This window comes from Sphingobacterium sp. UBA7253 (assembly GCF_002472745.1).
GTDB classification, from domain to species: domain Bacteria; phylum Bacteroidota; class Bacteroidia; order Sphingobacteriales; family Sphingobacteriaceae; genus Sphingobacterium; species Sphingobacterium siyangense.
The window spans coordinates 36,124-44,382 of sequence record NZ_DKSP01000201.1; the positions used below are offsets into that span (position 1 = coordinate 36,124).

5 protein-coding genes are annotated in these 8,259 nt (G+C 41.2%); 4 read left to right on the forward strand and 1 reads right to left on the reverse strand.

The genetic code is table 11. From position 1 onward, the window contains the following. The first annotated feature begins 233 nt into the window (after positions 1–233). From B2X72_RS20215 to B2X72_RS20230, 4 genes are all read left to right on the forward strand, one after another. The gene (locus tag B2X72_RS20215) at positions 234–1,430 is read left to right on the forward strand and encodes a FecR family protein (RefSeq protein WP_286851256.1); all 1,197 of its coding nucleotides are present in this window, start codon (positions 234–236) and stop codon (positions 1,428–1,430) included. 128 nt (positions 1,431–1,558) lie between these two features. Further along, positions 1,559–4,903 carry a TonB-dependent receptor gene (locus tag B2X72_RS20220; RefSeq protein ID WP_286709652.1) on the forward strand — a complete coding sequence of 1,115 codons (3,345 nt, stop codon included), beginning with the start codon at positions 1,559–1,561 and terminating at the stop codon, positions 4,901–4,903. A gap of 9 nt (positions 4,904–4,912) precedes the next feature. After that, a complete protein-coding gene (locus B2X72_RS20225) occupies positions 4,913–6,364 on the forward strand; it encodes a RagB/SusD family nutrient uptake outer membrane protein (RefSeq protein WP_115046586.1) in 1,452 nt (483 codons plus the stop codon). A gap of 6 nt (positions 6,365–6,370) precedes the next feature. Beyond that, the gene (locus tag B2X72_RS20230; protein ID WP_115046587.1) at positions 6,371–7,516 is read left to right on the forward strand and encodes a metallophosphoesterase; all 1,146 of its coding nucleotides are present in this window, start codon (positions 6,371–6,373) and stop codon (positions 7,514–7,516) included. Here the strand turns inward: B2X72_RS20230 and B2X72_RS20235 are convergent. Further along, entirely contained in the window at positions 7,511–8,200 is a 690-nt protein-coding gene (locus B2X72_RS20235; protein WP_286851257.1) for an SMUG2 DNA glycosylase family protein, read from the reverse strand. The genes B2X72_RS20230 and B2X72_RS20235 overlap by 6 nt on opposite strands. Positions 8,201–8,259: the final 59 nt, after the last annotated feature.

Consider the following 8,259-nt stretch of genomic DNA (forward strand, 5'->3'; position numbering starts at 1 on the left):
TGTTGGGGACTAAAAATGCATTAACGCTCCTCGCGTTTTTATCTTTAGTCGGCGAGAATTAGCCGGGGCGTATCCGATTTTATACCCCGCTATTTATTCTGTTTTGACCCTTATCTTTTTATTTTCTGATTGGTTTTCTAAGCTTCTGCGCTGTTTTTTTACCTGTTTAATATTTTTTTACTTTTTTATGTAAGATTCTGTGAGTCGCCGTGTTTTTATTGACGAAAGAAACGATGACGAAAAGTATGCATGGTACAGACCACATTATAACACTTCTGAACTCCTATTTAAAGGGTGAAATTCATCGTGATACACATGTGGAACTCCGGTTGTTATTTGAACAATACCCAGAATTGCAGAGCATGTTAATGGAGTTAGAAAATCCAGAAAACCTTCAGCAAGAACTTAAAATTTATGAAAGTCTTTTTGAGGCTGATGCAATAAAGGCAGAAGAAAGGGTTTTGTCGACCATTTTAGATCGAATTGACGTAAAGTCAACTGAGCAGCAGGTGAGCTGGTTCAAAAAATATCGGTTGTATGCTGCTGCTGCGGCATGTATCATCGGTTTAATTGGGCTGGGGACTTGGAAAATGAAACAAGATGAACAAGCTCAAACTGTTGTTGATCCGATACTCCTGGCTAAAGATCTTGTACCCGGAGCCAATAAGGCAAGGCTTCAGCTTGCCGACGGAACGCATGTAGACCTGGATGGGCGTTATAGTGGGATTTTAATGGGAAGTAAGATCCAGTATAGCGATGGTTCGGTTGCAGTGAATACAAAAGAAGATAAAGGACAGATGATGGTCTTGTCAACACCTAGAGGTGGGCAATATCAGATTTCCCTGTCTGACGGTACTAAGGTGTGGTTGAATGCCGATACGCGCTTGCGTTATCCCAACAAGTTTATAGGCCAAACACGTGTTGTAGAATTAGATGGTGAGGCTTACTTTGAGGTCGAAAAGATGCGGGATAAACCTTTTGTGGTTGTGACCAATAAAGAGAAAGTCGAAGTATTGGGAACTCATTTCAATGTTTATTCTTTTCCGGGAGAGCAGGAATCAAAAGTGTCTTTGTTGGAAGGTAAAGTAAAGGTATCTGTGCCTATAGGAAAGGAAAGACTGCTTGTTCCCGGAGAACAGGCTTTGGTGAATGGCGAAGAACTCTCTGTTCAACAAGCCGCTGTAGAGGAAAGTATTGCCTGGAAGAATAATGAGTTTACATTTAACGATGAACCTTTGGGAACGGCATTGACACAAATAGCGAGATGGTATGATATTGATATCGAAATAGCTCCAAGTGTGTCGAAAATTAGGTTATGGGGATCAGTATCGCGTTTGGACAATTTTGATAAGGTACTTAAGATTATCAAAATGACAGACGATAAAATAAAAGTTCAGATTGAAGGAAGGAGGGTGAAATTGATGAAATAAGAATACATTAAATCATTATTTCGTCCTTTTAAGGAGCTGAGGAAGGTGGCACTTCCCCAGCAAATTGGTTCGAGATATAATAAAACTTACTCAACTGTTTATTAAACTAACAAAACCAACCAAATGTAATGAAAAAGTATAAATACCTCATTATTATGAAAATGATTATTATGCTTCTTTTGTTTAGTATCGTGCAGCTTCAAGCTGGAAGTTTCGCTCAGACGGTGCGTATAAAAAAGAAGAATAGTCCTATTGTTGATGTATTTCGGGAAATCAAAAAACAAACTGGATATACCGTATTATGTAAATCAGAAATTATCAGCAATAGTCCTAAGGTCAGTGTGGATTTTAATAATCTCTCCTTAGACCGGGCATTAAATGAACTGTTGTCTCCTAGAGGTCTTAGCTACATCAAAGAAGGCAATTCTATTATTGTGAAGATTAGTGATAACAGTCGTCTCGAGCAGTATGCGCCGCTCACAAATGTAGGCTGGCTAGCAGAGCAAAGCCCTGTTCAGGGCAAAATTACCGATCAGGATGGCAAAGTGCTTGCTGGGGTAAGTGTAGCCGTAAAGGGCGGAAAAAAAGCAACTGCATCAGACGCCAATGGAAATTATACAATTGCTGTAAGCAGAGGGTCAATTCTGGTATTTAGTTTTGTTGGCTATGAGCGTAAAGAAGTAGAAGTGAACGGAGATGTCTTGAATGTTAGCATGCATCCAAGTCTATCGAATCTGGCAGAAGTCGTTGTCACTGGATATGGTACATTTAAGAAATCGGACTATACTGGCTCTGCTTCAACAATACGTACAGAGCGTATGTCAGATGTACCAGCAGTAGATTTTTCGACAATGCTCCAAGGTAATGCACCTGGAGTGCAGGTTAATTCCCTATCGGGTCAGCCAGGAGGTTCAACGGATATTCGAATACGGGGTATGGGGTCTATCAATGCAGTCAATAGGCCGCTTTTTGTTATCGATGGAGTGCCAGTGATGTCGGGCGATATCTCTTCTAGCAGTTCAAACAATGCTGGTCTCGATGTCATGTCTACCTTGAGTAATGCAGATATTGAGCAGATTACGGTGATAAAAGATGCGGCAGCAGCTTCGCTTTATGGCTCCCGGGCAGCAGGCGGTGTTATCTTGATCACAACCAAATCGGGCAAGGCCGGGAAACCTGTATTTTCGTTCAAAGGTGACTATGGGCTTTCCAGTCAAGCGACAGATTTTCGTGAGGTAATGAATGGTCCGCAACGGCGCGAAATGCTACTTGAAGGGCTTCGCAACAAAGCACGTTATATCGACAAGTTGACTGACGAAACATTGATTGAAGATTTTGCACAAAACAATATTGATAAATATGCACCGCAACCCTGGAGCGGCTGGACAGATTGGAAAAAGGAACTATTTCGTCGCAATTCACCGTTTAGAAACGCAGACTTGTCAGCTTCCGGTGGGGATTCCAAAGTCTCATACTATACATCATTGGGCTATACCAATCAAACAGGCTTGTCTTATCAGTCTGGTTTTGAAAGGTTAACAGGTCGTTTGAATGTGAAATACAAAATGAGCGACAAGCTAGAACTTGGGGCTAATATTTTATATTCAAATGTGAACCAGGATGTTAATTCGGAAGGCGGAACTTACACATCACCGATCTATTCATCACGTCACAAACTGACTGCTTCCGAACCTGTATATAATGAAGACGGTAGCTTCTTTTTGGATTTTTTCTCCAATGGTCCACGTAATCCGAAAGCATCATCATTGTATAATTACCGTCGGGAAAAAGCAGATCGATCGTTCAATACCGTCTTTGCAAACTATAAGTTTATGGATGGTCTCGTTTTCAATACAACCTTCAGTTTAGATCATACAACGACTCGATACAACTCCTGGTCTGATCCGCGGACTTCAGATGGTGAGAAGACAAATGGTTCATTGTCTACAAGTTTTACCGACTATAATCAAATGGTGTGGCGTAATAGCTTGACCTATACCAAGACATTTGCGGCGAAACACCATTTGGATGTTTTGGGCGGTTATGAAGTCAACCGTTACCGCAGAGATGGGATGGATGGGGCCAAAGATAACTTCCCTTCGGTAGAAAAGATTGTACTTTCCAATGGTTCGGTGCTCACTGATCTTTCCGGGTCGAATACGGAATGGCGATTGCTGTCGTATCTTTCGCGCGCCAACTACAATTATGATGATAAGTATTTCTTAGGAGGAAGTGTGCGCATGGATGGTAGTTCAAGGATTCATCGGAGCAGCCGTTGGGGCACATTTTGGTCACTGTCAGGCGCATGGAAGTTTACGAAAGAGAGTTTTATGGACTCTTTGAACGATGTGCTGACAGATGGAAAGATTCGGGTGTCTTATGGTACAAACGGTACTTTGCCTTCAAGTTATTTCACCTACATGGATTTAACAGGATTTGGCTATCCGTATGGGAATAATCCGGGGATCAGGGAAACACAGATCGGAAATCCAAACCTAAGATGGGAAAAACAGAATAACCTTAATATTGGTTTGGATGTTCGTTTATTTGATCGATTGGGACTTACATTCGAATGGTATAGAAGGCAGTCATCAGATTTATTGAATGATATGCCGACCTCCTTAACAACGGGTTTCGGATCTTACCTGACAAACATTGGAGCAATTCGAAACTCGGGTATCGAAGTGGATCTGAATGCAGATATTCTACGTGACAAAGCGTTCAAATGGAATGCGAGTTTGAATTTCGGTATGAACAAAAATAAGACAATAGCTTTGGCCGATGGTAGTGAGGAATTACGCGATGGTACGTCAATACATCGTATAGGCCAGCCTTGGTATAGTTATTATCTTATTGAGTTTGCTGGAATAAACCGGGAGACTGGGGTACCTCAATATTATGTCAATGACCCTTCAAATTTAGGATCAAGGGATATTACAGAGGATTATACTAAAGCTAATCGTATTCTTTACAAAAGTGTCGATCCAAAACTGATCGGTGGGTTTACCAATACGTTCCGGTATAAGATGTTTGATCTGAATTTCACCTGGACTTATTCACTTGGCGGCAACTCCTATGACAGTGGTGCAAGCAAGACTGAACTAGGCGGAAAAACTGGCTATGATAATATACCACAGTATTATGAACGGAGATGGCAGAAGCCTGGTGACGTAACCGATATCGAGATGTTTATGGTCGGGAATACTTACGATATGAGTAGTGTGGCCAATACACGTCGTGTCCATTCTACGGATCATATTCGATTGAAGAATATGACTTTTGGTATTTCTTTGCCACAGCAGATCTCGCGTCGCCTCAAAGTAAGTAATATTAGGGCATATTGTTCGGGCGTAAACCTATTGACGTTTGCAGCCTACAAAAACTATGATCCGGAAGTACCTGTAAATGGTACCGTGTATTTTGAGTCCCCTAAATTGAAGACAGTAACCTTTGGTTTGGATGTTAAATTCTAAAAAAAGACTATGAAAAATATATTATCAATGGTATTGCTCTCTTCCACTCTTTTGGTGGGATGCGGTGACCAATGGTTGGAGAAAGCGCAACCGAGTACATCAACAGAAAGTTCGCAGGCTATAAAATCTGTTCGTGATGCGGGATATGCCTTAAATGGTATTTATGATATTATGCGCGGATATGAATACTATGGCGCAAGAATGACCTATTATGGGGATGTGACAGGAGAAGATATGTTGGCTAATGGTGATACAAAAAGAGCTGCAAAGTATTATCTTTTTGACTTTAATAAAGATAATACACCTAGTTCATTGTGGTATCAACCCTATCGCGTATTAAGAAATGCCAACGGTATTTTGACCTATGTAAATGGTGTTCCAGAAGGCCAAATGACGGAAGAGCTGGGAGATATCAAAGGTCAGGCCCTCACACTTAGAGCAATGGCCCATTTTGATCTGGTGAAAGTTTTTGGAGCTCCCTACACAAAAGACAATGGCGCTTCTTTAGGCGTACCGATCGAAACTGAGAAACATGCTTCTACCAATAAACCGGTGCGAAATTCGGTTAGGGATGTTTACAAACAGGTGATTGAAGATCTGGAAAACGCAGTGAACTTGTTAAGTGCAGCGAAAAAGAATGGTAAGCTGAATAAATTTGGTGCTCAACTACTACTCGCCAGAGCTTATCTCTACACGGGAGATCATGCAAAGGCTTTTGCGCTGACAAATCAATTCATTAAAGATGCCGAAGCGGCACAGAGTTCGACAAAAGGGCAATACATCCTGTGGACGAATAGTGAGTATGCCACTGTTTGGTCAAAGGATTTTACCAGTGAAATTTTGTTTGGACTATCCGTTCTAAAGACAGAAAGTGGGCCAGGAAAAGAGGGGATCGGCAATTTATTATGGCGTAATGGGTATAATGATATTATTCTGTCGGATGATTATATGAATCTGATTAAGAATGATGCAAACGATGTACGTCATAAAATCATTACCAAATATACCAGCAAGCAAGTTGATTATTATTATCTAAATAAGTATCCGGGCAATACAGCTGATGGGGAGAACCCGGAGTTTGCAGATATCCCGGTGCTTCGTCTTTCGGAAGCTTACCTGATTGCTGCTGAATCGGCGGTGAAGCTAGGTGACAATGCGAATGCTTTAAAGTATTTGAATGCGATTGTTACACGTGCAAATCCGGCAAAATCTATTAGTGGTGTAGTTACTTTAGAACGCGTTATGGAAGAACGCCGTCGTGAACTTGTAGGGGAGGGGCATCGTTTGTTTGATGCTATGCGCAATAATATGCGTATCGAACGAAAGGGCGCTGCCCATGTTTCACCTTCATTGAGACCGGAAACAAAATCCTTTGATCGGACATTTTTTAAAACTTTAATGGCCATTCCAAGGGTTGAAATTGATGCAAATAATAATATTGTTCAGAATGAAGGATATTAATATCGTATGAAAATTCATTTAAAAGCAAAGCACGGTGGTTCCTATGGAATCGCCGTGATCTGGTATTTGTTTGTTCTATTTGGCGTTATGCAAGGTGCTGTTGCCCAAAGCGCTTTGGAATTGGGGAAGTTTGACGGTCCTTATTTTTTTTATGAAAATGGTGACAGTAGTTGTATCCGTGTGGAACATGGTCAGGTGTTGTCCGAAAAATCGGAGCATATAAAAGCCTTTAAGGTTTCGACGGAAGACGGTAAGCACCAATTTGAAGTTTGGCGTCATCCCATGGTGGCTCCTGCCTGGTCCTATCGTCCAAGCAAAAAGATTGTGGTCTTGTCGGATCCGCACGGTGATTTTGAATCTTTCTATTCGATTCTCAACGCGCAGAAGGTCATAGGGTTAAACTACGAGTGGACGTTTGGGAGTAATCAGCTTGTCATCATAGGCGATGTGTTTGACCGCGGGAAAGATGTTTTGCCTATCTTTTGGTTGATCTATAAACTTGAATACGAGGCTGCAAAAGCTGGCGGGCAGGTCCACTTTTTATTTGGTAATCATGAAGAGATGGTTTTACGCGGAAATTATAAATATACGCAAGAAAAATACAAAGCTTTAGCAGAGAAGGTAGGTAGGGATTATCGTGACTTTTGGTCAGTAAATACGGAGTTGGGGAAATGGTTACAGACAAAGAATACCATGGAAAAGATCGGGGATAATCTGTTTGTTCATGCCGGGCTAAGTGCAGCGATGTTGGATCCTCAATGGTCGATCTCAGCGGTCAATGACTCGGTACGTCATCATCTTTTTCAACAGAAGGAAGAACGGCAAAAATCGAAAGCTGCTACTTTCCTATTTGGCAGTGAGGGGCCACTATGGTACCGCGGAATGGTTCGTGAAGAAGAAAAATATCTTCCCTTGCCACAAACAGAGTTAGAAAAGTTAATGGATGTATATGGTGCTCGAAAAATCTTTGTAGGGCATACCATTTTTCCGGAAGTAAGCAAATTTTATGCGGGTAAGGTCTATGCTGTGAATGTTGCCAATGAAGCCAATCGCCTGAAGGGCCATAGTCGTGGAGTGCTTCTCCAGGGGGCTAAGGTTATCATTCTTTATGACGATGCTAGCAAAAATAAATACTTCGCCTCTAATTTATAAGCCGCTTAGCAAGTTGATATAATTATCGATAAAATGCAGTTTGTCTTTGGATTTATATTGTTGAATATAGCGCGGATGGTCGAGGACGGTCATTTTTCCAAACAACTTTTCTTCCTTGTTGATCTTGGCGAGAAAGGTTGCATTTTTCTTTCCGAGCACAAAGACCTCATCCGTCGCTAAGCCTATGGAAATGTGCTGTTTTAGGGAATCGATCATAAAGTGTTTGACCATATCAAAAAGTTGCTTGTCGTCGTAATAATTTGCATTGATCCAGTTGTTGGGCTTTGTTTCTCGCACAATCGCGAGGGGAAATGGCGAATTGATGTAAAACTGTTTGTAGAAGATCTCTGGGCCACCATAAGCTTCAATCATATCGTACATAAAAACCGAAGATATTTCATGGGTATGTGCAGATTGCATCTCTATTCCACATGCACTAGCTAATCTTTTGGTGTCTGTAAAAGGAACTCCCGTTACACCAGCACCGTGTCTGCTCGGATTAATGCCGATAATGAATTTTCTGGTTAGATTATCATTGTAATATTTCTGGTAGAACTGTTCCATTACGACTAATGTTTCGGGGTTATCAAGGTAGGGGTTGATAACATTGAATTCTGGGGGAAGACTTCCTTGATAATGAAGGTGTTTATTGAATAAAACTACTTTTTCTGCAAATGTTAGCATCGTTCGTGTGTTTAAAAACAAAATACGATTTTTAAAGAACAAAAAAACAAAGCCGGGTG

Bases quoted from the DNA above. Each gene is read 5' to 3' on its own strand.
- B2X72_RS20230 (WP_115046587.1), top strand. From the start codon at position 6,371: ATGAAAATTCATTTAAAAGCAAAGCACGGTGGTTCCTATGGAATCGCC.
- B2X72_RS20220 (WP_286709652.1), top strand. From the start codon at position 1,559: ATGAAAAAGTATAAATACCTCATTATTATGAAAATGATTATTATGCTT.
- B2X72_RS20235 (WP_286851257.1), bottom strand. From the start codon at position 8,200: ATGCTAACATTTGCAGAAAAAGTAGTTTTATTCAATAAACACCTTCAT.
- B2X72_RS20215 (WP_286851256.1), top strand. From the start codon at position 234: ATGACGAAAAGTATGCATGGTACAGACCACATTATAACACTTCTGAAC.
- B2X72_RS20225 (WP_115046586.1), top strand. From the start codon at position 4,913: ATGAAAAATATATTATCAATGGTATTGCTCTCTTCCACTCTTTTGGTG.